Raw genomic sequence first — 25,631 nt, forward strand, 5'->3', positions numbered from 1 at the left:
GCTGGTGGCGTTCTATGTGATGCTGCTGCTCGAGGTGCTGGTCGGCTGGTCAACCAACCGTCAGTGGCCGCGCGGCGGGCGGGCCAGATTCGCGGCGGTCGACGCGATGGATGGGGTCGAGTTCGAGGGCTATGTGGCCGCCCGCCTGCGCCGCGCGGGCTGGCGGGTGACGTTCACGCCGCCGGTCGGCGACTACGGCGTCGACCTGATCGCGGAAAAGGACGGCCACTCGGTGGCGGTCCAGTGCAAGCGCTACGGCAAAGCGGTGGGCGTCGCCGCCGTCCAGCAGGTCGTCTCCGGCGCCCGCCACCATGGCTGCGCCAGGAGCATCGTGGTAAGCAATCAGGAATTCACAAGGGCTGCAAAGCAATTGGCGCATACCCACGGCTGCCAGTTGATCGGCCGCAAAGTATTGCAGGCGTGGGTGCCGCCGCCCGCGTGGGGCGCGAAGAATCCTGCGGGAAGAAAATCGGCCCAGCCGGTGTCTGAATAGACGATCGGGCCGGCCCCAGTCCCTCCCCCCCCGACGTGTGCGGCCGGCCCGATTCTCAATCGAAGAGCACGTTCAGGCGACGAGCCTTTGCCTGAAGCCCGTAGGCGCAGGTCGCCAGGCGGCGCCCAAAGCGATTCGACTGTTTAAGACCCGAGGTCAAGGTCAATCTCTAGATCCTGCAGGTTTCCTGATGGGAGGTCCTTACATGAGCATGCTTGTTCGCCGCGCGGCGGGCGTCGTCATGATGGCTCTAGCGCCCATGACGTACGTGACAGCGGTGTCTCCGGGGATGAGCTCGGCTCAACCCCCGGATTGCGGCCCCGGCAACTGGTGGAACCCAGGAGCCAACGCCTGCCAACCTCTAGGGACCCCACCGCCAGATTGCGGCCCCGGCAACTGGTGGAACCCGGGAGCCAACGCCTGCCAACCGCTGGGGACCCCACCGCCAGATTGCGGTCCCGGCAACTGGTGGAACCCGGGAGCCAACGCCTGCCAACCGGTAGGGTCGCCGCCGCCTCCCGATTGCGGTGCCGGCAACTGGTGGGACCCGGGGGCCAACACGTGCCGACCCGTCGTGCCGCCCCCGCCTGGCTAAAGCCGAAGGAGCGCCGGATTTAGAAGTCCCAGTCCTCGTCCTCGGTGACGACGGCCTTGCCGATCACGTACGACGAGCCCGAGCCGGAGAAGAAGTCGTGGTTCTCGTCGGCGTTGGGGGATAGCGCCGACAGGATCGCCGGGTTGACGTCGGTCTCGTCCCGCGGGAACAGCGCCTCGTAACCGAGGTTCATCAGCGCCTTGTTGGCGTTGTAGCGCAGGAACTTCTTGACGTCCTCGGTCAGCCCGACCTCGTCGTAGAGGTCCTGGGTGTATTCCACCTCGTTGTCGTAGAGCTCGAACAGCAGCTCGTAGGTGTAGTCCTTGAGCTCGGCGCGCTTGGCCTCGTCGACCAGCGCCAGCCCACGCTGGTACTTGTAGCCGATGTAATACCCGTGCACGGCCTCGTCGCGGATGATCAGCCGGATCATGTCGGCGGTGTTGGTCAGCTTGGCCCGGCTCGACCAGTACATCGGCAGGTAGAAGCCGGAGTAGAAGAGGAAGCTTTCCAGCAGCGTGGAGGCCACCTTGCGCTTCAGCGGCTCGTCGCCCTTGTAGTACTGCATGACGATCTCGGCCTTGCGCTGCAGGTTGGGGTTCTCCTCCGACCAGCGGAAGGCGTCGTCGATCTCGGCGGTCGAGCACAGGGTGGAGAAGATGTTGCTGTAGCTGCGCGCATGCACCGACTCCATGAACGCGATGTTGGTGTAGACGGCTTCCTCGTGCGGCGTCAGCGCGTCCGGGATGAGGCTGACCGCGCCGACCGTGCCCTGGATCGTGTCCAGCAGGGTCAGCCCGGTGAACACCCGCATCGTCAGCTGTTTCTCCCCGGCGGTCAGCGTCGCCCAGGACGGGAGGTCGTTGGACACCGGCACCTTCTCGGGCAGCCAGAAGTTTCCGGTCAGCCGGTCCCAGACCTCGGCGTCCTTCTCGTCCTGCAGCCGGTTCCAGTTGATCGCCGAAACGCGGTCAATCAGCTTCATGTTTTCGGTCACCAGAACCCCACTTCACCCGCCGTTTTGCCTGAGGGACGTCAGGCTCCAAACACTACCCCTGGGGTACGACAACGGAGCGGAACACAAGAACTTGTGTTTGCGTGTCGCGGACCCACCCCCGCATTCAATTGCGCTACCTCCCAGTATTGCGCGGCCGCCGCGGCTCTTCGGCCCCCTACCCAGCAGCGCCCACCCGATGTACCATTTGGTACATGTTTACCGAAGACAGTGTCGAGATCGATGCGTCGCCGCAGCTGGTGTGGAATGTCTTCAGCGAGGTGGAGCGCTGGCCCGAGTGGACCGCGTCGGTGACGTCGCTGGTGGGACGGGACGGCCCCGCGCTCGCGGTCGGCAAGCGGTTCACCATCAAGCAGCCCGGCATGTCGAAGCTGGTCTGGAAGGTCACCGAGATCGACCCGGGCTCGTCCTGGACCTGGGTGCAACGCTCCCCGGGCGTGCGGGTGAGCGCTCGGCACGACGTGATCCCGCAACCGGGCGGCCGCACTCTGGTGCGCCAGCAACTGGATCAGCGCGGTCCGCTCGGAGCGCTGGTCGGACGGCTGATGCTCAACAAGACCAAGCGATTTTTGGAACTCGAGGCGCAAGGACTCAAGGCCCGGTCTGAGCAACTCAGCCGTGCCGATGGCGCGCACTCCTGACTCCGAAAGGCGCCGGCAGCTCCTCGACGCGCTCGTCACCGAGTTCGCGGCGGGCGGCGTCGGCGACCGATCGCTGCGCGACGTTGCCGCCGCGGTGGGCACCAGCCATCGAATGCTGTTGCATCACTTCGGGTCTCGAGAGGATTTGTTGCTGGCCGTCGTCGAGGAGGTGGAGCACCGCCAGATGGGCGTGCTGGCCACCCTGCCAACGACACCGGCTGAGGGTTTCGCCGCCATGTGGGCCGACGTCCGCCGTCCCGAGCTGCGCCAGGCCGAACGCCTCTTCTTCGAGTGCTACGCCCGCGCCGCCCAGGGCGAAAAGCCTTTCGCCCGAATGGTTCCCGGTGCGGTCGATGGGTGGCTCGCCGAGATCGGGGCGCTGGACGTCGATTCGGACCCCGCGCTGGCCCGCCTCGGGCTGGCCGTCATCCGCGGCCTGCTGCTGGATCTGGTCGCCACCAACGACGACGCCGGCGTCCACGCCGCCGCACAGGCTTTCGCCGACCTGCTGAGCGGCTGAACTATTTGGATCTCGGTAACACCGAGATCAGTGTGTCTACAAGCTCTTCGGCGTTGGTGTGCCACTTGTCTAAATCCATGTGGCCGCTCAAGTCCAAACCCGTGATCCCGTGGGCACTGGTCAACAGCAGCGCCCCATAGCGCCGCGCCTGCTCAGGACCCGTGATACGACCAACGATGTCGAGAAACAGATCCTGCGCCCGTTCGGCCACCCGCATCGCTTCGGTCGGATCCCCCGGCGGCGGGGTGAACATCAGCCGGTACAAGTGCGGTCGCATGCGGCCCAGCTCGATCAGCGCAAGCAGACCTGAGCGCAAGGACTCTTCGGGCGGATCGTCGCTATCGACCAAAGCCTGTAGCAAGTCGCCCAATTCGCTCAATGCGTTGGTGGCCAGTACTGCGAGCAGCGATTCCTTATCGGCGAAGTGGCGATACGCCGCCGAGCGGGAAACCCCGGCCCGAGCGCCGACCTCGCGCAGCGTGACGGCTTCGACGCCGCCGAGGTCGAGCAATGCCCCGGCGGCCTCGAGCAACGAGCGGCGTGTTGCCGCGGCCGTCTCCGCTCGTGTCGCCACCCGCCGAGCATAAGCCGGATTTTCAGTTGACACCGTCAACCCAACCAGATAGCTTCAGTTGACAACGTCAACTCAAAGGCTCGGATGCCGAATGGAGACCGTCATGACTTCCCCGCATTCCACCGACCGTCATCAGCTGATCGTCGTGACCGGCGCCTCGACTGGCATGGGCGCCGCTACCGCAAGGTCATTGGCCCGCAATGGTTTTCACGTACTCGCCGGTGTACGCCGCGATGTCGACGCCGACGCGCTGCGGGCCGAGCGCATCGAGCCGCACATCCTGGACATCACCGTCGAGTCGGACGTGGCCGCAATCGCCGAGCGCGTTGCGAATGACTCTCTGCGTCGTCCCCTTCGCGCGCTGATCAACAACGCCGGAATCGCGATCAACGCGCCGGTGGAGACGCTGCCGATGGCTCAGTGGCGCAAGCAGTTTGAGGTCAACCTGTTCGGACACATCGCGATGACCCAGGCGCTGCTGCCGGCCCTGTTAAGCAGCAAAGGCACTGTCGTGAACATAAGTTCCGTCGGCGGGAAGGTCGTCTTGCCGACCTATGGGGCATATGCCGGTTCGAAGTTCGCGCTAGAGGCGGTCAGCGACGCCCTGCGCCGGGAGGTCGGCGATCTCGGGATCAAGGTCGTCGTCGTCGAACCCGGCGCGGTCAAAACCGAAATGGCCGAGCGGGGAATCGCCACCGCGGAGGCACTGATGACAAACACGACCCCTGCCCAGCTCGCGCGCTACGACGCGCTCGCAGCAGCCGTCACGGCCCAGGCCCGATCGTTCGGCAGGGACGGCGTCTCGGCCGAACACGCCGCAAAAGTGATCGTCAAGGCCGCGACCGCATCTCGCCCACGCACCCGCTACACCATCGGACGCGACGCCGCGATCCTGGTGCGCATCAGCCGGCTCGTCTCCGACCGGGTCCTGGATTTCATTGTGCGCATAAACCTTCGGTCCTTCGCAAAAGGCTCGGAGTCAAGCGAATGGCACAGCGCCCCAACCGCTTCGGCCGACGCCTAGGCGGCGGCCGCGGGTTCGCCCATCAGCCGGACGTGTGGACGATCAGAACGTCGGTCTTGGCCCTGCGGGAGACTTCGGATGGGACTGATCCCAGCAGCCGCCCCGCGACACTGCTGAGCCCCACGTTGCCGACGACCAGCAGGTCGGCATTGACTTCCTCGGCGAGCTGCACCAGCGCGTTGATGGGGGGACCCACGATCGCCCTCTCCTCCACGTTCTTGGCCCCGGCCTGGTGCGCCCGCTCCCTGGCGTTCTGCAGGATCGCATAGAAGGGGGCCTGGCCCAGCGTCCGGTAGTCCTGGCCGTGGTCGCTGCCCGGCGGGATGGCATAGCGGCCGCGCTCCTCGCGGACTGGGAGATGCGCCGTAGCGACGATCAATGTCGCGCCGTGATCCGCCGCCGTCGCGGCGGCACGCTCCACCGCTCGGAGCGAGGAGTCCGAGCCATCGGTGCCGACCACGACGACCTGATAGGCGCACATGTCCTATCGAGTCTAGGAGCTCTCACATCGCGAATGAAGACAAAATTGGCGATTAGTCCCAGCCGGTCGCGCCACAACCGCGGCTCAGCCCTGCGCGGCCGCCGCCGAGCGCCTAGAGCGTGAGCCGTTGCCGAAGAACTCGTACTCCTCCGGCTTGATCTTCCGGGTGTCCCGCCAGTACTCCCAGGTGTAGCCGCCCCACAGCACCGTGTTCTTGCCGTGCTCGTCGAGATACCAGCTGGCGCAACCACCGCTGTTCCACACCGAATGCCCCAGCCTGCGCTGCAACTGGTCGTTGAAGGCGTCCTGCGCGGCGCGCGTCGGCGCCAGCGCCTGCACGTCCAGCTTGTCGCAGGTCTTGATCGCGCTGGCGACATAGCGAATCTGGGACTCGATCATGAACACCACGGAGTTGTGCCCCAGGCCGGTGTTCGGTCCCAGCAGGAAGAACAGGTTGGGCATGTCGGCGACGGTGATGCCGTGGTGGGCGGCGATGCCCTCCCGGTTCCACCGGTCCACCAGGTCCTCACCGTTGTGGCCCTTGATCTGGACGTAGGTGTAGGAGTCGGTGACGTGGAATCCGGTGCCGTAGACGATCACGTCGACTCCGCGCTCTTTGCCGTCGGCGGTGACGATCCCGTTGGGCGTGATCCGCGCGATGTGGTCGGTGATCAGTTCGGTCTTCGGGTCCGCGACCGCACGGTAATAGGTGGAGGAGTTGAGGATTCGCTTGCAGCCGATGCGATAGTGCGGGGTCAGCTTACGACGCAGTTCGCGATCCTTGACCGACCGGCGGATGTTGTATTTCACGTAGGCTTCGATGAACTTCAGCGCGTTGGGGCGCTTGGTCATCCCGATGGCCAGCGCCTCCTGCCCCCAGTAGATCGCGAGACGCGTCAGCGCCCGCAGGCCCGGGACGTTCGCCATGGCCCGGCGCAGCGCCACGGGGATCTCGGGGTTGGAGCGCGGCACCACCCACGGCGGAGTGCGTTGGTAGAGCTGAAGTTCGGCGACCTGCCCGACGATCTCCGGCACGATCTGGATCGCGCTGGCGCCGGTTCCGACCATCGCCACCCGCTTGCCGGTCAGATCGACGCTGTGGTCCCATTCCGCGGAATGGAAAGCGGGACCGTGGAATTCGTCACGACCCTCGATGTCGGGCAGGGACGGGATGTGCAGCGCGCCCGCGCCGGAGATCAGGAATTGCCCGACGAATTCGCGGCCGTCTTCGGTGAAGACGTGCCAGCGCTGCTCGTCGTCGTCCCAGTGGGCCCGGTCGACGTGCGAGTTGAACTCGATGTAGCGACGCAGGCCATATTTCTCGGTGACGCCCTTGAGGTAGTCCCAGATCTCGGGCTGATAGGAGAAGGGGTTCTTCCAGTCGGGCTTGGGCTCGAATGAGAACGAATACAGGTGCGACGGGATGTCGCAGGCGCAGCCGGGGTAGCTGTTGTCGCGCCAGGTGCCGCCGACATCGTTGAACTTCTCCAGGATGACGAAGTCCACGCCCTGCTGCTGCAGCTTGATCGCCATGCCCAGGCCGGAGAACCCGGTCCCGATGATGATGGCGCGCGCGTGCACGGGCTGGTGTGCGGATGTCGGTTCGGCGTGTGTCACAACGTCGGTCACGGTGGATCGATCTTTCTGTTAGAAATACCCAGTACCCAGGGTATCGAATGGCACGAGTGTTGACGATCGCCGGAACGATGTCAACGTGCCAAAGGTCCTCAGCTCGCCGCGGGATTGCTGGGCACCACGCTGTGAACCGGCTGGTCGGGGTCCAGCGTGATGCCGAGCACCTCGGCCGTGCCGACGATGACCCCCACCATGATTGTCGTCAGGTGGGCGACGAACTGGTCGTGCGGCATGCGGCGCGGGCTTTGCGGGTCCGGCCCCAGCCACCACTCGGTGGCCGACGCGGCCGACCCGAAGGCCGCGTGTGCGGCCAGCTCGAACGCGGCATGGTCGAGTTCCATCTCACGCAGCTCGTTGTCGAACAGGTCGGCCATTGCCAACGTGATCCCCCGGCCCTCGTTGAGGATCTGGGGGCTGGCCGCCGAGCGACCCTGGATGAAGACGCGCAGTACGTTGGGGTGCTGGTCGACGAGGCCGACGTACTCGTCGACGGCGCGCCGGATCACTTCGCGCGCCGAGTCGGTCTTCAGGTCGACGGCCGGGAAGATCGCCGCCCAGAGCATGTCGCGCAGCCGTTCCCCGATGGCCTGGAACAGATCGGACTTGTCGTGGAAATGCCGGTAGATCTTCGGCTTGGCGGTGCCGGCCTCCTCGGCGATCTCCCGCACGCTCAGCTCGGGCCCTAGGCGGTCGATGGCGCGAAACGCCGCATCCACGATCTCGCCGCGCACCTTCTTGCGGTGTTCGCGCCACCGCTCGCTGCGCGCGTCGACCTTGGCCCCAGGCGGCTTGACGCTGGGGTGGGGTGGTCGCGGAATTCTCACCACGTCAAGCACCATACCCCTCTGGGGCCGCGGTGAGCCGCTGACCTGGGCAGACTGCGCGCCGGGCGCCGGCCGCGGCGGTCAGAGCATGCAGGACACGCAGCCCTCGACCTCGGTGCCCTCCAAAGCCATCTGCCGCAGCCGGATGTAGTAGAGCGTCTTGATGCCCTTGCGCCAGGCGTAGATCTGCGCCTTGTTCACGTCGCGGGTGGTGGCGGTGTCCTTGAAGAACAGCGTCAGGCTCAACCCCTGGTCCACGTGCTGGGTGGCCGCGGCGTAGGTGTCGATGACCTTCTCGTACCCGATCTCGTAGGCGTCCTGGAAGTACTCCAGGTTGTCGTTGGTCATGTAGGGCGCCGGGTAGTAGACGCGGCCGATCTTGCCTTCTTTGCGGATCTCGACCTTGCTGGCGATCGGGTGGATCGAGCTGGTGGAGTGGTTGATGTAGGAGATCGACCCGGTCGGCGGGACGGCCTGCAGGTTCTGGTTGTAGATGCCGTACTCCTGCACCGACTCCTTCAGCCGCTTCCAGTCGTCCTGGGTCGGGATCCGGATGTCCGCGTCGGCGAAGAGCTGACGCACCTTCTCCGTCTGCGGCTCCCACACCTGCTCGGTGTACTTGTCGAAGAACTCCCCCGACTTGTACTTCGAGCGCTCGAAACCGCCGAACGCCGTGCCGCGTTCGATGGCGATGCGGTTCGACGCCCGCAGCGCGTGGTAGAGCACCGTATAGAAGTAGATGTTGGTGAAGTCGATGCCTTCCTCGGAGCCGTAGAAGATACGCTCCCGGGCGAGGTAGCCGTGCAGGTTCATCTGTCCCAGCCCGATCGCGTGGGATTCGTTGTTGCCCTGCTCGATCGAGGGCACCGACGTGATGTGCGTCTGGTCGCTCACCGCGGTCAGCGCGCGGATCGCCACCTCGATCGTCTGCGCGAAGTCGGGCGAGTCCATCGCCTTGGCGATGTTCAGCGACCCGAGGTTGCACGAAATGTCCTTGCCCACTTTGGAATACGACAGGTCGTCGTTGAACTCCGACGGGGTGGACACCTGCAGGATCTCCGAGCACAGGTTCGAGTGCGTGATCTTGCCCTCAATCGGATTGGCCCGGTTCACCGTGTCCTCGAACATGATGTAGGGGTAGCCCGACTCGAACTGCAACTCGGCCAGCGTCTGGAAGAACTCCCGCGCCTTGATCTTCGTCTTGCGGATGCGCGCGTCGTCGACCATCTCGTAGTACTTCTCGGTCACCGAGATGTCGGCGAACGGCACCCCGTAGACCCGCTCGACGTCGTACGGCGAGAACAGGTACATGTCCTCGTTCTTCTTGGCCAGCTCGAAGGTGATGTCGGGAATCACCACGCCCAGGCTCAGCGTCTTGATCCGGATCTTCTCGTCGGCGTTCTCGCGCTTGGTGTCCAGGAAGCGGTAGATGTCGGGGTGATGCGCGTGCAGGTACACCGCGCCGGCCCCTTGGCGCGCGCCCAGCTGGTTGGCGTAGGAGAACGAGTCCTCGAGCAGCTTCATGATCGGGATGACACCCGAGGACTGGTTCTCGATGTTCTTGATCGGCGCGCCGTGCTCACGAATGTTGGTCAGCAGCAACGCAACCCCGCCGCCGCGCTTGGACAGCTGCAGCGCGGAGTTGATCGATCGCCCGATCGACTCCATGTTGTCCTCGATGCGCAGCAGGAAGCAGCTCACCGGCTCGCCGCGCTGCTTCTTGCCCGAGTTCAGGAACGTCGGGGTGGCCGGCTGGAACCGGCCGTCGATGATCTCGTCCACCAGCTTCTCGGCCAGGGCGGTGTCACCGGCCGCAAGGGTGAGCGAGACCATGACGACGCGGTCCTCGAAGCGCTCCAGGTAGCGCTTACCGTCGAAGGTCTTCAGCGTGTAAGAGGTGTAGTACTTGAACGCGCCGAGGAACGTCGGGAACCGGAACTTCTTGGCGTAGGCGCGGTCCAGCAGCTCCTTGACGAAGTTGCGCGAGTACTGGTCGAGAACCTCGCGCTCGTAATAGTTTTCGCGAATCAGGTAGTCGAGCTTCTCGTCCTGATTGTGGAAGAAGACCGTGTTCTGGTTGACGTGCTGCAGGAAGTACTCGCGAGCCGCCAGCACGTCCTTGTCGAACTGAATCCTGCCGTCGGCGTCGTACAGGTTCAGCATCGCGTTGAGCGCGTGATAGTCCGTCTCACCGGGCAACGTGTGCGCGCCGGACGTTACAGGCTCTGCAGTGACGGTTGGTGGCACGTCTGTTCCTTCCAGAAGTCGGCAAGACCCGCGCGGACGGCTTCCACGTCGTCCGGGGTCCCCATCAGTTCGAAGCGGTAAAGGTAGGGAACGTCGCATTTGCGTGAGATCACGTTGCCCGCATAGGCAAACTCGGCGCCGAAGTTGTTGTTGCCCGCGGCGATGACGCCGCGGATCAACGACCGGTTGTGCTCGTCGTTCAGGAATGCGATGACCTGCTTGGGGACGTAGCCACCGGCGTTGAGGTCCGGGGTGGCCCGTCCGCCGCCGTACGTGGGCAGTATCAGCACGTACGGCTCGTCGACCTCGATGCGGCCGTGCAGCGGTATCCGCGTGGCGGGAACACCCAGCTTCTCTACGAAGCGGTGGGTGTTCTCCGACACCGAGGAGAAATAGACCAGTGGCGATCGCGAGCGCGGCGGAGCCGGGCGAAGCGGGTCGCCACTAAAGCCTAGGTTGCGCTGCGTGCTATCCATGGCACCGCAACCTCCTTCTTACCTAACGTCCGTCTACGCGCTGAGCGCCGATTCCGCGATGGCCTTGATGCGGTCCGGCCGGAAGCCCGACCAGTGGTCGTTTCCGGCCACCACCACGGGTGCCTGCAGGTAACCCAGCGCCATCACGTAGTCGCGCGCCTCATTGTCCAGCGTGATGTCGACCTTCTCGTAGCCGATGCCCTGCTTGTCCAGGGCCTTGAACGTGGCGCTGCACTGCACGCATGCCGGCTTGGTGTACACGGTGATGGTCATAGAAGCCGCTCCTTTGCGGAAGGTGGGACTTGTTACGGTCTGGCAACTACTCGGGTACTGCGACGAACTCTGTCCTCGCTGTGTTACAGCGGCCCGTCAAGTCCTCCGATTCCCGTCCTGCGGCCGTCGGGGTCGAATGACCTATCGAGCCGATTTCGGGTGGTGAACCAGGCCCCGGTCGGGCTGGTGAACCTGGGATCTGCCGGTGCTCGAAACACTACACCTAGTGGCTGACAAGATGTCGAGATACAAGATGTTCGGAATAACATTTCTGAAATTCGCTGGTCGAAAGCCTTCTGGACGACACGCGCCCGGCGTGTCGCAGGTCACATTCTTCGTCGAAACCATTCATGCGAACGGGTATATCACCGGCCACCGACAACTCCCCGTCAGCGCTGGCCCGGTCACCCATCCCGGCCCGCCGCCAGCAAAGCCGCCAGCCCCCGGGCTGGCGGCTTCTGCTATCCGGCGACAATAACCTCGCTGGTCGCCCCGCGACCGGCTTGTTGACTTCCGCCAATCAGTCGACTTCTGCGACCAGCTTCCCGACGACATCGCGTACGTTCCCCGAGAGCTCGGCGTGCTCCGCTGGGGCCTTGCCCTCCAACGTTTTGAACGGCACCGAGAGCTTGATCGACTCGACCACGCGGGCACCGGCAATTCCGAACGACTTGCGGGTTTCGTCGTGCGCCCAGACCCCGCCGTACTGGCCGAAGGACCCCCCGATGACCGCCAGCGGCTTGCCCTTGAGCGCGCCGTCGCCGAACGGGCGGGACAGCCAGTCGATCGCGTTCTTGATGACGGCCGGGATGCTGCCGTTGTATTCCGGGGTCACCACCAGGGCGGCGTCGGCCTCGGCCGCCGCGGTGCGCAGTGCGGTCACCGGAGCCAACGGCGGGGCATCGGAAGTCATCGCGTCGTCGATCTCCTCGTTGTAGAACGGCAACTCCCCGAGCCCTTCGAAGATCGTGACGGTGACGTCGCCCGGCGCGACGGCGGCCGCGAGCTCCGCGATCTGTCGGTTCACTGAGGCCGCGCGCAGGCTCCCCACCAACGCCAAGATTTTGGTTGCCACTGTTGCAGTTCCCTTCAGTTGTTGGTCTCCATCCTCGCCTGCCCCAACCGGACTATGGTCCGGTTTATTCCGCCGACGCTACAGTGCAGTCATGAGCGAGCGGCTGGACTCGTTGCCCGTGTGGGCCCCGGAGGTGCTGCACCAGGAGCGGGGCGACGCGGCGCGCAACCGGGCACTCCTACTCCAGGCCGCCCGAAACCTGATCGCCGAGCGCGGCGCCGACGCGATCACCATGGACGACATCGCCGCCGCCGCCGGCGTCGGCAAAGGTACGGTGTTCCGGCGCTTCGGCAGCCGTGCCGGGTTGATGATGGTGCTGCTCGACGAGGACGAGCGAGCCAGCCAGCAAGCTTTCCTATTCGGCCCGCCCCCGCTGGGACCCGACGCCCCGCCGATCGATCGACTGGTGGCGTTCGGCCGGGAGCGGATTTGCTTCGCCCATGCCCATCACGAACTGCTCTCGGAAGCCCACCGCGATCCGCAGACCCGCTACAGCGCGCCCGTCCTGGTGCACCACACCCACGTCCGGGTGTTGCTCCGGGCGGCTCATACCACCGGCGATCTCGACGCCCAGGCCGATGCCCTGCTCGCTCTGCTCAACGTGAACTACGTCGAGCATCAGCTCAACGACCGCGGCCATACCCTCCAGACCCTGGGCGATGCCTGGGAAACCGTGGCGCGCAAGCTCTGCGGCCGCTGATGGGCCCGGCCTGGGTCCTGCACGTCGACCTCGATCAGTTTCTGGCGTCGGTGGAATTGCGCCGCCACCCCGAACTGACCGGGCTGCCGGTCATCGTCGGCGGCAACGGCGACCCGTCCGAACCCCGCAAGGTCGTCACCTGCGCCTCCTACGAGGCCCGCGAGTTCGGCGTGCACGCCGGCATGCCGTTGCGGGCCGCCGCGCGCCGCTGCCCCGATGCGACGTTTCTGCCCTCGGATGCCGCCGCGTACGACGCGGCATCCGAACAGGTGATGGGGCTGTTGCGCGATTTGGGACACCCGGTCGAAGTGTGGGGTTGGGACGAGGCGTATGTCGGCGTCGCGGCGGCCGATCCGGCCGCCGTGGCCGAAGAGATTCGCACGGCCATCTCGTCGGCAACCGGGCTGTCCTGTTCGATCGGAATCAGCGACAACAAGCAGCGGGCCAAGATCGCGACCGGGTTCGCAAAACCCGCGGGCATCTTCACGCTCACCGACGCGAACTGGATGACCCTGATGGCGGACCGCCCGGTCGACGCACTGTGGGGCGTTGGCCCCAAGACGGCGAAAAAGCTTGCCACACTGGGGATCACGACGGTGTGGCAGCTCGCGCACAGTGATGCCGAGTTGCTGACGTCGGTGTTCGGCCCGCGCACCGGCCTGTGGCTGCTGCTGCTCGCCAAGGGCGGCGGTGACGCGCAAGTCAGCGCCGAGCCGTGGATTCCACGCTCGCGCAGCCACGTCGTCACCTTCCCGCGCGACCTCACCGATCGCGTCGAAATGGATTCGGCCATAACACAACTGGCCGAACAGGCGTTGACGGACGTGCTGGCGTCGGGCCGGATCGTGACGCGGGTGGCGGTTACCGTGCGCACCGCGACGTTCTACACCCGCACCAAAATCCGCAAGCTGGAGGCGCCCACCACCGATCGCGACACCATCGTCGCCGCGGCGCTGCGCGTCCTGGACCTATTCGAGCTCGACCGTCCGGTCCGGCTGCTCGGAGTGCGCCTCGAACTGGCCATGCCGGACTAGCGGCGCCGGGGCCGGCCGCAGAGCGCGGGTGAAGATGACATTGACCTGACGCATCGCCACGCTGTAGGGCCACCAGGCCAGCCGCTTGAAGGCGTACAGCGCCCGGATGTCCGGCGACGTGTAGATCAGGTAGCGGTTCTTGGCCACCCCGGCCAGGATCTTCTCGGCCGCCTTCTCCGGCGAGACGGCGTGGCCGCTGAAGCGGTTCACCCAGCGCGCGACCTTGGGGTCGTCGCGGTCCACCCCGGCGATCTCGACGGTTTGCACCAGCGGGGTGTTCACCGCGCCCGGCACCACGACCGACACCCCGATCCGGTGGCGGGCCAGGTCGAAGCGCAGTACCTCCGACAGCCCACGCAGGCCGTACTTGCTGGCGCTGTAGGCGGCATGCCACGGGAGCGCGACCAACCCGGCCGCCGACGAAACGTTGACCAGGTGCCCGCCGTTGCGCGCGGCCACCATCGGCGGCACGAACGATTCGATGACGTGGATCGGACCCATCAGGTTGATCGCGATCATCTTGCTCCACTGGTCGTGCGTCAACCGGTCGACGGTGCCCCAGGCGGACACGCCGGCGATATTGAGCACGACGTCCATGCTCGGATGGTCGCGATGGATGTCGGCGGCGAACGCCGCCACCTGGTCGTAGTCGGCGATGTCGAGGGCCCGCTGTGCGGGTACCTGAGCGCCCAGCGCGCGGGCGTCGGCCACGGTGAGCTCGAGGCCTTCCCGGTCACGGTCGGTCAGATAGAGTTCGGCGCCTTGCGCGGCCAGCCGCAGCGCGGTGGCACGGCCGATGCCGCTGGCCGCGCCGGTGACCAGACACCGCTTGCCTGCGTAATACCCCTGCTGCCCCATTGCCGTGACGATACCGGCGGTAACGCCCTACGGACGCCCGCCCCACAGCGCGTGCAGCCATAACCGCTCCAGCACGCGCACGCGGCGGTCGCGATCGCTGTCACGGCCGGCCAGGATGGGATCGCCGGTCAGCATCAACGCGGTGGTACCGGCCAGGGTGCGAATCAGTGTCGGCAGGTCGTCGCTGATCGGGCTGGCGGTCCCGGCCTTCATCTCAGCCTCGACGATCGCGACGATCTGACCCAGGACCACCTCGAACTGTTGATCCATCAAGTTGCGGATCTCGACGTCCGTGTTGCGGGCCTCGTTGCAGGCGGTCATCACCGGGTCGTTGTGCGCATAGACGGCGGCCGCGCTGCCGACCATGCGCTCGGCGAACTGCTCGGGCGACTCGCCCGGCTGGCGAGGGGCGAAATCCTGCGTGAGCTCTTCGAGCTCCTCGGCGGCCTCGGCCATCAGCTGGGCGAGTACGGCGTACTTGGAGTCGAAGTAGAAATAGAAGCCCGACCGGGCCACCCCGGCCCGGAGGCTGATGGTGCTGACCGACAGCTCCGCGAATGGCTTCTCCTGCAGCAGTTCCCGCACCGCCTGCAGGATCGCCTGGCGCTGCTTGTCGCCGCGCCGTTGCCCGCCCGGCTCCGGAGTGGCGGCGTGGCTGCTCATTCCCTGACCTTGCACCACGCCGGTCAAAAAGCAAACTTGACAGCCGTCAAGTTTTTTCCGAAGGTTATAAGACAGTGACGGCTGTCACCTCGGAGGGAACGCAAAGGAGCGTCTATGACCGCCACGATCAGCACCCCGCATTACCTGCTGGACCAGGCGCGGCGCCGGTTCACTCCGACGCTGAACACCATCCCGGGGATGGGTGCGATCGAAAAGCGTCTGCTCAACCACGACTGGGAAACCAAGGTCCTGGCCGAACCGCCCGCCGGCAGCGGCCTCAAGCCGGTGCTCGGCGACGCCGGCCTCCCGATCCTCGGGCACATCATCGAGATGTTCCGGGGCGGGCCGGACTACGCGCTGCATCTGTATCGCACCCGCGGCCCCCTGCACTTCCTCGACTCGCCCATCATGCCGGCGGTCACCGCGCTGGGACCGGACGCCACCCAGGCCGTGTTCTCGAACAAGAACAAGGACTTCTCGCAGAAGGGCTGGCACCCGGTGATCGGGCCGTTCTTCAACCGCGGCCTGATGATGCTGGACTTCGACGAGCACATGTACCACCGGCGCATCATGCAAGAGGCCTTCACCCGCACCCGGTTGACGGGCTACGTCGAGCACATCGACCGGGTGGCCAGCGACATCGTCGCCAACTGGCCCACCAACGACGCGCGCTTCCTGTTCCACCCGGCGATGAAGGAACTCACCCTGGATATCGCGTCCTTGGTGTTCATGGGGCACGAGCCGGGCACGGACCACGACCTGGTGACCAAGGTCAACCAGGCGTTCACGATCACGACGCGCGCGGGCGGCGCGATCGTCCGGCAGCCCGTTCCGCCGTTCAAGTGGTGGCGCGGGCTGCGGGCCCGCAAGCTCCTCGAGGATTACTTCATCGAGCGGGTCAAGGAACGCCGCAACGCCACCGGCAATGACATGCTCACGGTGCTGTGCCACACCGAGGACGACGACGGCAACAGCTTCACCGACGAAGACATCGTCAACCACATGATCTTCTTGATGATGGCCGCCCACGACACATCGACGTCGACGACCACCACCATGGTGTACAACATGGCCGCGAACCCCGAGTGGCAGGAGCGGGCCCGGGAGGAGTCGGCGCGGCTCGGCGACGGCCCGCTGGACATCGAGGCGCTGGAGAAGCTGGAGACCCTCGAACTGATCATGAACGAGTCGCTGCGCATGGTGACGCCGCTGCCGTTCAACATGCGGCAGGCCGTTCGCGACACCGAGCTACTCGGCCACTACATTCCGGCCGGGACCAACATCACCATCTGGCCCGGCATGAACCACCGGTTGCCCGAATTGTGGACCGACCCAGACAAATTCGATCCCGAGCGCTTCGCCGAGCCCCGCTCCGAGCACAAGAAGCACCGCTACGCCTTCGCGCCGTTCGGCGGCGGCGCGCACAAGTGCATCGGCATGGTGTTCGGTCAGCTGGAGGTCAAGACCGTCGTCCACCGGCTGCTGCGCCGCTACCGGCTGGAGCTGGCCCGGCCGGGCTACCAGCCGCACTTGGACTACGGCGGCATGCCGATACCGATGGACGGCATGCCGATCGTGCTGCGCCCGCTGTAGGCCTCAGGCGAGCAATCGGTTGGCGCAAGTGATCACCGCGCGCAGTGCCGACTGCGTCGGGTCGCCGGCCCAGCCCATCGCCCACTCCTCGCGGGCGCCGTTGCTGCCGCAGATGAAGGTGGCGATGTCCCCGCCCGATCGCAGCTGATGGAACTTCAGGATCTCCACCGGGATTCCGCGCTCGTGCAGCATCGCGCTGAGCGCCGCGATCGGGCCACCGGCCGCGGCGGTTGACGTCTCGATGCGGTCGCCGACCGCGATCGTGGCCCGGAAGTGGCGGGCCTGCGGCCCCCGCCGTCGGTGGGTGTCCGTGCACGCCCAATTTCCGAGGCGAATCGGGCCGGCCGAGTGACCGTAGGTCGCGACGAAACGCTCCCAGGACATCGCGTCGGCCTTTTCCCGCAGACCGCGGGGTAACGGCGCGCCGAACTGCTGGGCGAACCACGCCGTCGCGGCGCACTGGCCGGCTTGGTCACTGGACGGGTTGAGCCGCTCGGGCAGGGTCTCAAGAAGGGTCATGTGCCGGTCTTCTTCGGTCGAAAGGAGCGACCGACTGCAGTAGCTTCCGACCCACAGCGGGGGGTCGGTCTAGGTCAGACCCCGCTGCGGGTGCTAGCTACTACGGCCTTCTTGAAGGCGCGATCGTGAAGACGCACGAGCGAAGACATTAGCCGTATACGGCCCTGACGTGCAAGTTTCTGCCGAGCGGCATAACGCGTCAACCCGTCTCGAAATTAGTGAAGAATTTAGGTTTACTCACGCCCAGCACCGGGTATGGGGTCGGGGCATCCGTTCGTTGAACGGATGTGCAATTACTCCCCCTCGGAATGTGATGAAAGAAGGCTCATCATGATGGCGAAAGACACCAAGAAGACCCTCAAAGTCGCCACCGCGGCCGTCGGGTTGGCCGCGATGTCGCTCCTACCGACAGGATGCGCTTCATCGGCGGCCGGAAGCGGGGGACTTGTCGGCGGCGGGGCCGCCGGCGGAGGTTGCGTAGTTAGCGCGCTTGGTATCTGCGTCTAACCGTTTGTAACGAGCGACCCTCGGGACCGCGATGTGGGGGGCGGTTCCCGGGGGTTGCTTCGGTTACCCCCTAGGCCCAGCCGACGGATCGACCCGCAAATACGCCTGAATCGTCGTGCCGCTGGCGGTGGTGTGGGTGCGGACCAGGTCCGAGATGGCATTGACCAGGTACAGACCGCGGCTGGCGGGGCCGCACGGCCCCGGATCCATTCGCCCGACCAGCGGATCCTCGAAGCACCCGGTGTCTCGCGCCTCGCACACCAGGTAGTCGTCGTCGCGCCAGAAGGCGAGCTGGCACGCGCCCTCGGTGTACATCAGGCTGTTGCTGGCCAGCTCGGTGGCCACCAATTGCAGGTCCTCGATCCCGTCTTGGGACAACCCGATCCACCCGGCGTAATTCGTGGCGAACGAACGCGCGGGGCTGAGGTCCGATGACTTTTTGACCACGTAGGTGACGGCCCCCGGATTGCCGGGCAGCGGTCGGTTGCAGCGCTGCAGGGCGTCGTCGGGCGCGTAGTCCGCGCTGCGTTGCAGCGCGTCGCCCCTCCAGAGCAGCGGGTGTGTCGCTCGGGCGTCCGCCAGCACGTCGTCGCCGAGCCGGCTCCCGTCGTAGAGGCACAAACCGGTCACCTGGTAGCCGTCCATCGCCCCGTTGACCAGTGCCTCGTGCTCCACGCAGGCCACCAGCTCCTCTTCGGTGCGGCCGGGCCAGGCGATCTGACTGACGATCCGCACCCGCCGGTCGGGGTGATCGTCGACGAAAGCCCCCTCCATCGCCATCAGCCGGCTCGGATTGCGGGCGACCTCAGTGACGTCGACCATCTGCACATCGGCCGAAGACTCGCCCAGCGCGTCATGGAGTAGCGCCAACTTGTCCGAAGGCACGGCGACCATCACCGCCTCACCGGTCGCCAGCCCTTCGTTGACGAAGCGCGTCACGAATTCCAGGTACTCCCGCTGGGATTGGTAGATGAGTGCCGAATGGACGAAGCCGAGTTGTCCAATGTCGGTGCCCGCCGTCACTCCAGCACTCTCGCTCTCGATCACTAACGCCAACCCCCTGCTGGACCGGCCGTCACTTCCTCCCTCCCCAGTACCCCCGACGGGCCTTCGCTATACCGCGCTGCAGATCACATCTGCGAACTACAGCCACCAGGACGCGGCGGCGTCCAGATGACGCCGCACGCGATATCGGGCCAGGCTCTCGTCACCCGCCTCGATGGCGTCCACGATCCGCAGGTGGGCGTGGTGGACCGCCAGGACGTCCGCCCAGGTCGGCGGCTCCTGCCCGGTGGTCGACCAGTGCCGCCGGAACAACTCGACGATGATGCGCAGGAACAAGTCGAGCAGCGAGTTGCCCGCCAGTTGGGCCAGCCCCACGTGGAATCGGAACTCCTCGACGGCGGCGTCGGCGATGTCACCCGGCGTTTCGTCGACCTCGCACCGGTGGGCGGACAGGAAGGCGGCCACCTCGGATTCGCCGCGCCGCTTCACCACCTTGGCGACGTTGTCGATCTCGATGGCATCCCGGACGCAACGCAAGTCCTCGCGGCTGGGGTCGCGATATTGGAGGTACAGCGCGATGGTGTCAATGCTCGCCTGCGCCTGGGGTGTGGCGATGACGAGGCCACCGCCGGGCCCGCGGCGCATGTGCGCGATCGAGTGGTATTCGAGCAGCCGCACCGCTTCACGGAACACCGCGCGGCTCACCCTGTAGCGCTCCAGGAGGGCCGTCTCGGTGCCGAAGACCGACCCGACCTTCCAACCGCTGGCCGCAATGTCGTCGCCGATCGTGGCCGCCAGCATCTCCGCCAGCTTGCCGCGGGGCACCTCGATGTTCAGCGGCCGCGGCTTGCGTCGCCTGCTCGCATTGCCGGGGTGATGGTGCTGCAGCCAGGCGGTCACGGCCTCGACGTGTCGTTCACTGAGCGTCTTGGCCCGCGCCGAGTCGCCGGACGTAACGGCGGCGACGATCTCGGAGTGGTCGACGTGCATCCGGTCGACCGCCTCGACGGCCTCGCTGGCCGTGTCCGTCCGCGACCGCAGGGCGTAGCGGGTGGTGAGCCGCATCAGCACGTCGATGAATAGTTGCAGCACAGGGTTTTTCGATTGCTCCGCCAGGGCGATGTGGAACTCGTCCCGAGGTGTCGGCAACCCGGGCTTCCACTGTTCCTCGCCCCGCAATACGGCCCGCAGCCGGGCTATGCCCGTTTCGTCGATCCGCTCGGCGGCCAGCGAGGCCGCCAACGGTTCGAGCACCAGGCGTGCATTGAGGAGGTCGCCGAGCGTCGTTCCGAGGTATTCGAGATAGATGACGACGGCGCGGGTGGCGGGGCCGGCATCGGGCTCACAGATGATCAGCCCGCCGCCCGGCCCGCGGCGCATCCGGGCCACCTGGTGGTGCTCGACGAGCCGGACGGCCTCGCGCAGCACCGAGCGGCTCACCCCGAAGCGCTCTTGCAGAGCGTGTTCGGAGCCCAGCGATTCGCCGGTGGCCCAGCCGCGGCGGACGATCTCGGCCTCGAGGTCCCGCGCGACCTTGGACGCCAGCTTGTTCCCGAGACCAGTGCTCATGTCAGGCCCAATGGCGTTTTGGCGCAAACCTTTTCAGCATGTGAGCAACATGCAGCCGGCGACTGGGCCGCCTCCGACGGAAACGACGCCGACGTCCGGACGCCGCCACACCTGCCGCTCCCCCGCCTCGCCACGCAACTGCAGGCAGCCCTCGTGCAGCGCCCAGTAGCCGTGCATGCGCCCGGCCGAGAGCTGGCCACCGTAGGTGTTCAGGGGAAGTTCACCGTCGCGGGCGATGCGGGCGCCGCCTTCGACATAGGGCCCGGCCTCGCCGTCGCCGCAGATTCCCAGCGCTTCCAGCCAGGCCAGGGTCAGATAGGTGAATCCGTCATAGAGTTCGGCGACCTTGAGGTCGGACGGCTTCAGCTCGGTCCGCGACCACATCTGCGCCGCCGCATCAGACATCGCCATCTTCGGGTAGTCGTCGCGGTGGAACCAGCCGCCGGCGCCGTCGGACCCGCCGATCGCCTCCACCGCCACCGCGCGGTGCGGGCAATCCCGCGCGTACTCGGCGTGCGAGACCACCACCGCGATGGAGCCGTCGATCGGCACGTCGCAGTCCAGCAGCCCGAACGGGGTGGATACCGGCCGCGCGCTGAGGTAGTCGGCCATGGTCATCGGATCGCGATAAACGGCGCGCGGATTCAGCGCGGCGTTGCGCCTGCCGTTGAGCGCCACCCAGCCCAGCTGTTGTTTGGTCGTCCCGTACAACTCCATGTGACGCCGGCAATTGAGCGCCAGCCAGTTCGCGGCGGAGTAGGCGTTGGCCGCGACCAGATCGTTGACGTCGTCCATCGCGCCGACGGCCGGCCGTTCGGCACCCTCCGGCGCCTCGAACATCCGCGCGAGCGGGGGCGCGGGCGCGTTCTCCTGTGGTTTGACGGGGACGGTGCCCCCGAGCATTTGGATGGTCCGGTACACCACCACGTGGCGGGCGCGACGCTCGGCGACTGCGCGGCACGCCGACATCACCGGGCTGAGCAAGCCGCCGGTGCCGAAGCCGGATCCGCAATCCGCCGCCTCGATCCGCAGCCCAGCGTTGACCTCCTCGGCGGGGGTGTCGCCAAGGGTCGCGATGCCGTCGACGTCGGACGGAACCAGCCCGGCATCCTCGATGGCGGCCCGCACCGATTCCATGGTCAGGTCCAGACCCGGGATGCCACTGCGGCGACCGATCCGCGAGATGCCGATGCCGGAGAGAATCGCGTCCTTCTCGAAATGCGTCATGCACACCGCCCGTCAGCCCACAGCCCCGCATCGAATCAATTGAGTGTACTGTATTCGTCGTGCCGGACGAGCCGCTGCTCATCGAATATTGCGACCCCTGCGCGCGGTGGGTGCATCCCGCGGCCGGCGAATGCCGCACTTGCGGCGGCCAACTGGTAGCGCGGCCGGTTTCCGGCCGCGGCACGGTGTTCACCTATACGGTCAACCACCACCCGTATAACCCGGAGATTCCCGTCCCGTACGTGATCGCCATCGTCGAGCTCGCCGAACAAGAGGGCCTGCGGGTGGCCGCCAACATTGTTGACTGCGAACCCGATTCGGTCAGGTGCGGCATGACCGTCGCGATCCGGCCGGAAAAGGGCAGCGGCGGGGCGCCGTTGTTCGCACCCGCCTGACCCGGGCGGCTTAGTTGATCAGCGGGTCGCGCGGCATGCCGAGGATCCGCTCGGCGATCTGATTGCGGGTGACCTCCGAGGTGCCGCCGGCGATCGCCATGCCTCGCGCTCCCATCGCCAGCCGGCCCACCACCGCACCGGGCCCGTCCATCAGTGCGACCTCCGGGCCCGCCAGCGCCGCCCAGATCGCGGCCCCGTCCACCATGTGCTCGGCCAGCTTCAGCTTGGTGATGTTGCCTTCCGGGCCGGGCCCGGCTCCCTCGACGCTGCGCGCGGCGCGGCGCAGGTTCAGCAGCCGCAGGGCGTGATCGTCGGCGAGGAAGGACCCGATCCGAATCGGCGCGCCCGCCAAGCGATCTGACTGCTGCGCAGCGAGCTGCACCAGGGTGGATGCCAGGCCCTCGTAGAACGATCCGCTGCCACCGATGCTCACTCGCTCGTTGCCCAGCGTCGCGCGGGCGACCGTCCACCCCGAATTGGGCGTACCGACGACGTCCTCGTCGGGAACGAACACGTCGTTGAAGAACACCTCGTTGAATTCCGAGCCGCCGGTGATCTGCCGCAACGGCCGCACCTCGACGCCCGGGCCCTTCATGTCGATGATGACGGTGGTGATGCCGGCGTGCTTGGGAGCTTCCGGGTCGGTGCGCACGGTGGCCAGGCCGCGCGCGCAATACTGGGCCCCGCTGGTCCAGACCTTCTGCCCGTTGATCTTCCAGCCGCCGTCCACCCGCGTGGCGCGGGTCTTCACCGATGCGGCGTCGGAGCCGGCCTCGGGTTCGGAGAACAACTGGCACCAGATCTCCTCTTGGCGCAGCGCCTTCTCCACGAATCTCTCGATTTGCCAATCGGTTCCGTGCTGGATCAGGGTCAGGATCACCCACCCGGTGATGGAGTAGTCGGGCCGCTTGACGCCGGCCGCGCGGAACTCCTCCTCGATCACCAGCTGCTCGACCGCGTCGGCGGCGCGGCCCCAGGGCTTGGGCCAATGCGGCATGACGTAGCCGGTCTCGATCAGCTTGTCGCGTTGCGCCTCTTTGTCGAGGGCGGCGATCTCGGCGGCGTCGGCATGGATCCGGGTGCGCAGTTCCTCGGCCTCGGGCGGCAGGTCCAAACTGTTCTCCCGCTTGGCGCCTGCGGCCGTGCGCTCGAAGACATCCCGGGCCGGCGCGTCACCGCCGAACAGCGCCGCGATCACCAGCGCGCGGCGCAGATGCAGGTGCGCGTCGTGCTCCCAGGTGAAACCGATGCCGCCGTGCACCTGGATGTTCAGCTCGGCATTGCGCGCGTAGGCGGGGAACGCCAGGGTCGCAGCGACCGCGGCGGCCAGCTGGAACTGGTTTTCGTCCTCGGATGCCGCACGCGAGGCATCCCACACCGCGGCGACCCCCGACTCGGATGCCACCAGCATGTTCGCGCAATGATGCTTGACCGCTTGGAAAGTCGCGATGGTGCGCCCGAACTGCTGCCGCACCTTGGCATAGTCCACGGCGGCATCCACACAGTCCGCCGCGCCACCCACCGCCTCGGCGGCCAGCAGGGTCCGTGCGCGGGCCAGCGCCGATGCCCGCGCGCCGACCAGGACGTCGTCGGCGCTGACGTTGACGTTCTCCAGGCGGACCCGTCCGGAGCGCCGGGTCGGGTCGAAGTTGTTCGGCACGTCGACCGACACGCCGGCGCGATCGCGCTCCAGCAGCAGCACGTCCTCGCCAGCGTTGATCAGCAGCAACTCGGCCAGCCCGGCACCGAGCACGATTCCGGCGTCACCGTCGGCGATCCCGTTCTTGAGTTCCACCCGGCCGTCCAGGCCGATGCCCGCGGTGACGGTCCCGTCGATCAGGCCGGGCAGCAGCCGCGACTTCTGTTCGGCGCTACCGTCTTTGGCGATCACCGCCGACGCGATGACGGTCGGCACGAACGGCCCGGGCGCGACGGCGCGGCCGAGTTCCTCGACCACCACCACCAGTTCGGGCAGACCGAAACCGGAACCGCCGTGTTCTTCGTCGACATGCAGGCCGAGCCAGCCCAGCTCGACCAGGTTCTGCCAGAACGGCGGCCGGGATTCCTCGGCGGCGTCGAGCAGGGACCTCGCCGCCCAGCGGGCCTTCTGCGAGGTCAGGAACCCGCGCGCGACCTCGGCGAGTTCGCGGTGGTCGTCGGTCAGTGCGATACCCATGAGGGACCCTCCTCGCTACCGGCTGGGTAGCCGGCCCCGCTTCGAGGGGAAGCGGGGCGGCTGCCTAAAGAGTGTACTTAATGCGAGGAGGGCCGCCCGGGCGGGTCGCTACTTGGGCGCGAACCGCTGCCCGGCATCCAGGCGCAGGCACTGGCCGTTGAGCATCGGGTTCTCCACGATGGCCGCCACCAGCTTGGCGTACTCGATCGGCCGGCCGAGACGCTTGGGGAAGGCCGCGTCCTTGGTGAGTGCCGCGGCGAATTCGTCCGGAATGCCCTGCGTCAATCCCGTGGCGAACAGGCTGGGCGCGATCGCCAGCACGCGGATGCCCAGCGAGCCGAGATCGCGGGCCATGGTCAGGCACATGCCGGCGATGCCGGCCTTGGCGGCGGTGTAGGCGACCTGCCCGATCTGCCCTTCGAAGGCCGCGATCGAGGCGGTGTTGATGATCACGCCGCGCTCTTCGTCCTCGGGCTCATTCTTGGCCATGTGCGCCGCCGCGAGCCGGCTGATGTTGAAAGTGGCGATGAGGTTGAGGTCGATCACGGACTGGAAGGATTCGAGGTCGTGCGGGCCGGACTTCGTCATCGTCCGCTTGGCGATGCCGCCGCCGGCGGTGGTGATGATGACGTGCAGGCCGCCCAGCTTGTCGACGGCGGTCTGCAGGGTCTCCTCGGTGCCCTTGAAGTCGGTGACGTCGACCGGGTAGAACGCGCCCCCGATGGCCTCGGCCACGTCTTTCCCGTCGGAACCCTCACGGTCGAAGATCGCGACGTCCGCACCGCGCTCGGCCAGCAACTCCGCGGACGCACGACCCATCCCCGACGCGCCGCCGATGACGACGACCTTCTTCCCGTTGATCTCCATCCGGCCTCTCCTTTGGGTTGTCAGAATCCATGCGATCTGTAACGTTACGTAGGCACGCTAGCGTGTCCGTCTGGCAGGGTTGACCCCGCCTTGTCCGAGAGCCGTGCCAAGCTGATTTCGTGCTCCTTCTCGACGTCGCGACGACCTCACTTGACGTGGGCGGCACGTCGTCACGGCTGAGCAAGGTCGCCCACATCGCCGGCCTGTTGCGCCGCGCGGCGGCCGACCCCGACGGGGTCGCGACCGTGGTCTCCTGGCTGTCGGGGGAGCTGCGGCAGCGCCAGATCGGGGTCGGCTGGGCGTCTTTGCGGTCGCGGCCGGCGGCGGCGTCGCAACCGACGTTGACCGTCGCCGGTGTGGACGCCGGCTTCTCGGAGATCGGGGCGGTGTCGGGCAAGGGGTCGCAGGCGCGGCGCGCCGAACTCGTGGCGGGACTGTTGGCCGCCGCGACCGACATCGAGCAGGCCTTCCTGGTGCGGTTGCTGGGCGGGGAGCTGCGCCAGGGCGCGCTGGCGGGGATCATGGCGGACGCGGTGGCCAGGGCCGCCGACATCCCCGCCGCGTCGGTACAGCGCGCCGCGATGCTGGGCGGGGACTTGCCGGCCGTGGCGGCCGCCGCCCTGGGCGGCGGGACCGGCGCGCTGGACG

General features: G+C 66.8%; 25 protein-coding genes and 1 pseudogene. 9 read left to right on the top strand and 17 right to left on the bottom strand.

Annotated elements, in window-relative coordinates:
- A partial coding sequence (locus tag A5709_RS00310) for a restriction endonuclease (RefSeq protein WP_197520047.1) occupies positions 1 to 493 on the top strand: 493 nt, incomplete at its 5' end.
- Positions 494 to 1,107: 614 nt separating this feature from the next.
- On the opposite strand, the gene nrdF is transcribed toward A5709_RS00310, so the two are convergent.
- A complete protein-coding gene (gene nrdF / locus A5709_RS00315; RefSeq protein WP_197501105.1) occupies positions 1,108 to 2,082 on the bottom strand; it encodes a class 1b ribonucleoside-diphosphate reductase subunit beta in 975 nt (324 codons plus the stop codon).
- Between the two features lie 212 nt (positions 2,083 to 2,294).
- On the opposite strand from nrdF, the gene A5709_RS00320 reads away from it, so the two are divergent.
- Positions 2,295 to 2,741, top strand: a complete 447-nt coding sequence (locus tag A5709_RS00320; protein ID WP_068117151.1) for an SRPBCC family protein — start codon at positions 2,295 to 2,297, stop codon at positions 2,739 to 2,741.
- Complete coding sequence (locus A5709_RS00325) at positions 2,725 to 3,261, top strand: TetR/AcrR family transcriptional regulator (RefSeq protein ID WP_067945644.1); 537 nt, start codon at positions 2,725 to 2,727, stop codon at positions 3,259 to 3,261. Before A5709_RS00320 ends, A5709_RS00325 begins: the two co-directional genes overlap by 17 nt.
- A 1-nt stretch (position 3,262) precedes the next feature.
- Here A5709_RS00325 and A5709_RS00330 read toward each other — a convergent pair whose 3' ends face one another.
- The gene (locus A5709_RS00330; protein WP_068117154.1) at positions 3,263 to 3,835 is read right to left on the bottom strand and encodes a TetR/AcrR family transcriptional regulator; all 573 of its coding nucleotides are present in this window, start codon (positions 3,833 to 3,835) and stop codon (positions 3,263 to 3,265) included.
- A 91-nt stretch (positions 3,836 to 3,926) separates the two neighbouring features.
- Between A5709_RS00330 and A5709_RS00335 the strand changes: the two genes are divergently transcribed.
- A complete protein-coding gene (locus A5709_RS00335) occupies positions 3,927 to 4,859 on the top strand; it encodes an SDR family oxidoreductase (RefSeq protein ID WP_231986797.1) in 933 nt (310 codons plus the stop codon).
- Between the two features lie 22 nt (positions 4,860 to 4,881).
- On the opposite strand, the gene A5709_RS00340 is transcribed toward A5709_RS00335, so the two are convergent.
- From A5709_RS00340 to A5709_RS00370, 7 genes are all read right to left on the bottom strand, one after another.
- Positions 4,882 to 5,340, bottom strand: coding sequence for a universal stress protein (locus A5709_RS00340; RefSeq protein WP_067945639.1), 459 nt, complete (start codon positions 5,338 to 5,340; stop codon positions 4,882 to 4,884).
- 84 nt (positions 5,341 to 5,424) lie between these two features.
- The gene (locus tag A5709_RS00345) at positions 5,425 to 6,969 is read right to left on the bottom strand and encodes an NAD(P)/FAD-dependent oxidoreductase (RefSeq protein WP_067945638.1); all 1,545 of its coding nucleotides are present in this window, start codon (positions 6,967 to 6,969) and stop codon (positions 5,425 to 5,427) included.
- Between the two features lie 98 nt (positions 6,970 to 7,067).
- On the bottom strand, positions 7,068 to 7,802 hold the full coding sequence (locus A5709_RS00350) for a TetR/AcrR family transcriptional regulator (protein ID WP_156673432.1): 735 nt from the start codon (positions 7,800 to 7,802) through the stop codon (positions 7,068 to 7,070).
- 78 nt (positions 7,803 to 7,880) lie between these two features.
- Complete coding sequence (gene nrdE / locus A5709_RS00355; protein WP_067945636.1) at positions 7,881 to 10,046, bottom strand: class 1b ribonucleoside-diphosphate reductase subunit alpha; 2,166 nt, start codon at positions 10,044 to 10,046, stop codon at positions 7,881 to 7,883.
- Positions 10,016 to 10,522 carry a class Ib ribonucleoside-diphosphate reductase assembly flavoprotein NrdI gene (gene nrdI, locus A5709_RS00360; protein ID WP_231986799.1) on the bottom strand — a complete coding sequence of 169 codons (507 nt, stop codon included), beginning with the start codon at positions 10,520 to 10,522 and terminating at the stop codon, positions 10,016 to 10,018. The genes nrdE and nrdI overlap by 31 nt, the downstream gene beginning before the upstream one ends.
- 33 nt (positions 10,523 to 10,555) lie before the next feature.
- Positions 10,556 to 10,795 carry a glutaredoxin-like protein NrdH gene (gene nrdH, locus A5709_RS00365; protein ID WP_067945634.1) on the bottom strand — a complete coding sequence of 80 codons (240 nt, stop codon included), beginning with the start codon at positions 10,793 to 10,795 and terminating at the stop codon, positions 10,556 to 10,558.
- 520 nt (positions 10,796 to 11,315) lie between these two features.
- Positions 11,316 to 11,870: an NAD(P)H-dependent oxidoreductase gene (locus A5709_RS00370; RefSeq protein WP_068117157.1), complete on the bottom strand. Its 555-nt coding sequence runs from the start codon at positions 11,868 to 11,870 to the stop codon at positions 11,316 to 11,318.
- 91 nt (positions 11,871 to 11,961) lie between these two features.
- Here A5709_RS00370 and A5709_RS00375 point away from each other — a divergent pair, with 91 nt between their 5' ends.
- Positions 11,962 to 12,570 carry a TetR/AcrR family transcriptional regulator gene (locus A5709_RS00375; RefSeq protein WP_068117158.1) on the top strand — a complete coding sequence of 203 codons (609 nt, stop codon included), beginning with the start codon at positions 11,962 to 11,964 and terminating at the stop codon, positions 12,568 to 12,570.
- Positions 12,570 to 13,604 (top strand): DNA polymerase IV, encoded by a 1,035-nt coding sequence (locus A5709_RS00380; RefSeq protein WP_068117161.1) that lies wholly within the window; start codon positions 12,570 to 12,572, stop codon positions 13,602 to 13,604. The genes A5709_RS00375 and A5709_RS00380 overlap by 1 nt, the downstream gene beginning before the upstream one ends.
- Here A5709_RS00380 and A5709_RS00385 read toward each other — a convergent pair.
- On the bottom strand, positions 13,539 to 14,462 hold the full coding sequence (locus A5709_RS00385; RefSeq protein WP_068117163.1) for an SDR family oxidoreductase: 924 nt from the start codon (positions 14,460 to 14,462) through the stop codon (positions 13,539 to 13,541). The genes A5709_RS00380 and A5709_RS00385 overlap by 66 nt on opposite strands.
- Positions 14,463 to 14,489: 27 nt before the next feature.
- On the bottom strand, positions 14,490 to 15,125 hold the full coding sequence (locus tag A5709_RS00390) for a TetR/AcrR family transcriptional regulator (RefSeq protein WP_067737255.1): 636 nt from the start codon (positions 15,123 to 15,125) through the stop codon (positions 14,490 to 14,492).
- 114 nt (positions 15,126 to 15,239) lie between these two features.
- Here A5709_RS00390 and A5709_RS00395 point away from each other — a divergent pair, with 114 nt between their 5' ends.
- Positions 15,240 to 16,718 (top strand): cytochrome P450, encoded by a 1,479-nt coding sequence (locus A5709_RS00395; RefSeq protein ID WP_068117168.1) that lies wholly within the window; start codon positions 15,240 to 15,242, stop codon positions 16,716 to 16,718.
- Between the two features lie 3 nt (positions 16,719 to 16,721).
- Here the strand turns inward: A5709_RS00395 and A5709_RS00400 are convergent, their stop codons facing one another.
- The 4 genes from A5709_RS00400 to A5709_RS00415 form a co-directional block, all read right to left on the bottom strand.
- Positions 16,722 to 17,237: a homocitrate synthase gene (locus A5709_RS00400; protein ID WP_068117170.1), complete on the bottom strand. Its 516-nt coding sequence runs from the start codon at positions 17,235 to 17,237 to the stop codon at positions 16,722 to 16,724.
- Positions 17,238 to 17,807: 570 nt separating this feature from the next.
- The gene (locus tag A5709_RS00405) at positions 17,808 to 18,791 is read right to left on the bottom strand and encodes a sensor histidine kinase (RefSeq protein WP_068012318.1); all 984 of its coding nucleotides are present in this window, start codon (positions 18,789 to 18,791) and stop codon (positions 17,808 to 17,810) included.
- A gap of 96 nt (positions 18,792 to 18,887) precedes the next feature.
- Positions 18,888 to 20,318, bottom strand: a complete 1,431-nt coding sequence (locus A5709_RS00410; protein ID WP_068012316.1) for a FadR/GntR family transcriptional regulator — start codon at positions 20,316 to 20,318, stop codon at positions 18,888 to 18,890.
- Between the two features lie 33 nt (positions 20,319 to 20,351).
- Complete coding sequence (locus A5709_RS00415; RefSeq protein ID WP_068117173.1) at positions 20,352 to 21,545, bottom strand: thiolase family protein; 1,194 nt, start codon at positions 21,543 to 21,545, stop codon at positions 20,352 to 20,354.
- Positions 21,546 to 21,604: 59 nt separating this feature from the next.
- Between A5709_RS00415 and A5709_RS00420 the strand changes: the two genes are divergently transcribed.
- Positions 21,605 to 21,940, top strand: coding sequence for a Zn-ribbon domain-containing OB-fold protein (locus A5709_RS00420; protein ID WP_067945611.1), 336 nt, complete (start codon positions 21,605 to 21,607; stop codon positions 21,938 to 21,940).
- A gap of 10 nt (positions 21,941 to 21,950) precedes the next feature.
- Here the strand turns inward: A5709_RS00420 and A5709_RS00425 are convergent, their stop codons facing one another.
- The gene (locus A5709_RS00425) at positions 21,951 to 24,116 is read right to left on the bottom strand and encodes an acyl-CoA dehydrogenase (protein WP_067945609.1); all 2,166 of its coding nucleotides are present in this window, start codon (positions 24,114 to 24,116) and stop codon (positions 21,951 to 21,953) included.
- Positions 24,117 to 24,224: 108 nt separating this feature from the next.
- Positions 24,225 to 24,983, bottom strand: coding sequence for an SDR family NAD(P)-dependent oxidoreductase (locus A5709_RS00430; protein WP_067945607.1), 759 nt, complete (start codon positions 24,981 to 24,983; stop codon positions 24,225 to 24,227).
- Between the two features lie 119 nt (positions 24,984 to 25,102).
- Between A5709_RS00430 and A5709_RS00435 the strand changes: the two are divergent.
- Positions 25,103 to 25,631: pseudogene (locus A5709_RS00435) on the top strand (ATP-dependent DNA ligase); the annotation flags it as partial.

The organism is Mycobacterium sp. E1386, assembly GCF_001672745.1.
Lineage (GTDB): Bacteria > Actinomycetota > Actinomycetes > Mycobacteriales > Mycobacteriaceae > Mycobacterium.

What these genes read in the sequence shown, in the direction of transcription:
- A5709_RS00380 (WP_068117161.1), top strand. Translation starts at nt 12,570, where the DNA reads ATGGGCCCGGCCTGGGTCCTGCACGTCGACCTCGATCAGTTTCTGGCG.
- A5709_RS00340 (WP_067945639.1), bottom strand. Translation starts at nt 5,340, where the DNA reads ATGTGCGCCTATCAGGTCGTCGTGGTCGGCACCGATGGCTCGGACTCC.
- A5709_RS00400 (WP_068117170.1), bottom strand. Translation starts at nt 17,237, where the DNA reads ATGACCCTTCTTGAGACCCTGCCCGAGCGGCTCAACCCGTCCAGTGAC.
- nrdH (WP_067945634.1), bottom strand. Translation starts at nt 10,795, where the DNA reads ATGACCATCACCGTGTACACCAAGCCGGCATGCGTGCAGTGCAGCGCC.
- A5709_RS00325 (WP_067945644.1), top strand. Translation starts at nt 2,725, where the DNA reads ATGGCGCGCACTCCTGACTCCGAAAGGCGCCGGCAGCTCCTCGACGCG.
- A5709_RS00430 (WP_067945607.1), bottom strand. Translation starts at nt 24,983, where the DNA reads ATGGAGATCAACGGGAAGAAGGTCGTCGTCATCGGCGGCGCGTCGGGG.
- A5709_RS00320 (WP_068117151.1), top strand. Translation starts at nt 2,295, where the DNA reads ATGTTTACCGAAGACAGTGTCGAGATCGATGCGTCGCCGCAGCTGGTG.
- A5709_RS00335 (WP_231986797.1), top strand. Translation starts at nt 3,927, where the DNA reads ATGGAGACCGTCATGACTTCCCCGCATTCCACCGACCGTCATCAGCTG.
- A5709_RS00385 (WP_068117163.1), bottom strand. Translation starts at nt 14,462, where the DNA reads ATGGGGCAGCAGGGGTATTACGCAGGCAAGCGGTGTCTGGTCACCGGC.
- A5709_RS00390 (WP_067737255.1), bottom strand. Translation starts at nt 15,125, where the DNA reads ATGAGCAGCCACGCCGCCACTCCGGAGCCGGGCGGGCAACGGCGCGGC.
- A5709_RS00395 (WP_068117168.1), top strand. Translation starts at nt 15,240, where the DNA reads ATGACCGCCACGATCAGCACCCCGCATTACCTGCTGGACCAGGCGCGG.
- A5709_RS00425 (WP_067945609.1), bottom strand. Translation starts at nt 24,116, where the DNA reads ATGGGTATCGCACTGACCGACGACCACCGCGAACTCGCCGAGGTCGCG.
- A5709_RS00415 (WP_068117173.1), bottom strand. Translation starts at nt 21,545, where the DNA reads ATGACGCATTTCGAGAAGGACGCGATTCTCTCCGGCATCGGCATCTCG.
- A5709_RS00375 (WP_068117158.1), top strand. Translation starts at nt 11,962, where the DNA reads ATGAGCGAGCGGCTGGACTCGTTGCCCGTGTGGGCCCCGGAGGTGCTG.
- A5709_RS00410 (WP_068012316.1), bottom strand. Translation starts at nt 20,318, where the DNA reads ATGAGCACTGGTCTCGGGAACAAGCTGGCGTCCAAGGTCGCGCGGGAC.
- nrdI (WP_231986799.1), bottom strand. Translation starts at nt 10,522, where the DNA reads ATGGATAGCACGCAGCGCAACCTAGGCTTTAGTGGCGACCCGCTTCGC.